The organism is Moorena sp. SIO3I6 (genome assembly GCF_010672095.1).
On sequence record NZ_JAAHHU010001440.1, the window covers coordinates 1 to 1,275 of the forward strand.

Here is a 1,275-nt window from a genome sequence, read left to right on the forward strand (position 1 = left end):
TAGTGGACAGAAGAGCAATTTTTGATATTTATTGTCAGAGCACAACCGGTGAACGCTTCATTGTGGAAATGCAAAAGGCAAAACAAACGTTCTTCAAAGACCGCAGTGTCTACTATGCCACTTTCCCCATCCAAGAACAGGCGCAACAGGGAAATTGGAATTATCAGCTAACGGCAGTCTACACCGTCGGTATTCTGGATTTTAGTTTTGATGACCATAAGCACGATTCAGAACTGTTGCATGTGGTAGAGCTAAAAAATCAGCGGTGTGAAGTGTTCTACGATAAGTTGAAATTCATCTATGTAGAACTACCGAAATTTACTAAATCTGTTGATCAATTAGAAACCCATTTTGATAAGTGGTTATTTTTATTCAGGCATCTGGCGAGCTGTAATGCTCCTCCTGAACCGTTGCAAGGGGATGTGTTTGCCCAGCTATTTGAGGTGGCCGAGATTGCCAATTTCTCCTCTGAAGAGCAAGCCCTGTACCAGGATAGTCTGAAGGTCTACCGGGATATGTACAGTGTTAATCAAACCTTGATTCAGGAAGGTCTTGAACAAGGTAGACAAGAAGGTCTCGAACAAGGTAGACAAGAAGGTCTCGAACAAGGTAGACAAGAAGGTGAACAAGCAGGTATACAAAAGATTGCTAAACAGATGAAGGCAGCAGGGTTACCCCTGAAGGATATTGCTCAATATACTGGGTTGAGTGTGGATGACATTGATCAGTTGTGAACGAACCTATTGCCTATTGCCTCTTGCCTGTTCCCTATTCCCTATTCCCTGTTCCCTTTTCCCCCTGGCATACCCATAACTTATCTTTAGCTTCAGGATGCCTAACAAAGTAATCTTCCAGCAATTCACAGCCCCGACGCAGCAGATCACCTAAACTTTCAACCTTCCAAATTCTGACAGTGCGATCCAATGAAGCAGTGGCCAGCTTCTTTCCATCTGGGCTGAATGCTACACTCGTTACCCAGTCCTGATGGCCTGTGAGTACGGCTAATTGATTGCCCTGTAAGTCCCAAATTCTGGCAGTCCCGTCGGATGAAGCAGTGGCCAGCCTCTGTCGATCAGGGCTGAATTCTACATCAATTACCCAGCCCTGATGGCCTGTGAGCAGGGCTAATTGATTGCCCTGTAAGTCCCAAATTCTGGCAGTGTTGTCGTATGAAGCAGTGGCCAGCTTCTGTAGATCAGGGCTGAATTCTACATCCGTTACCCTGTCCTGATGCCCTGTGAAACAGGCTAATGGATTGCCTGGTAACTCCCAAAT

At 45.5% G+C, this 1,275-nt stretch carries 2 protein-coding genes; one reads left to right on the forward strand and one right to left on the reverse strand.

Annotated elements, in window-relative coordinates; translation table 11 throughout:
* Positions 1-734 (forward strand): Rpn family recombination-promoting nuclease/putative transposase (locus tag F6K49_RS50080; protein ID WP_293110290.1); only part of this gene is annotated, 734 nt, incomplete at its 5' end.
* 34 nt (positions 735-768) lie between these two features.
* Here the strand turns inward: F6K49_RS50080 and F6K49_RS50085 are convergent.
* Positions 769-1,275, reverse strand: a 507-nt coding sequence (locus tag F6K49_RS50085) for a WD40 repeat domain-containing protein (protein ID WP_293110293.1), incomplete at its 5' end; no start/stop codon positions are given.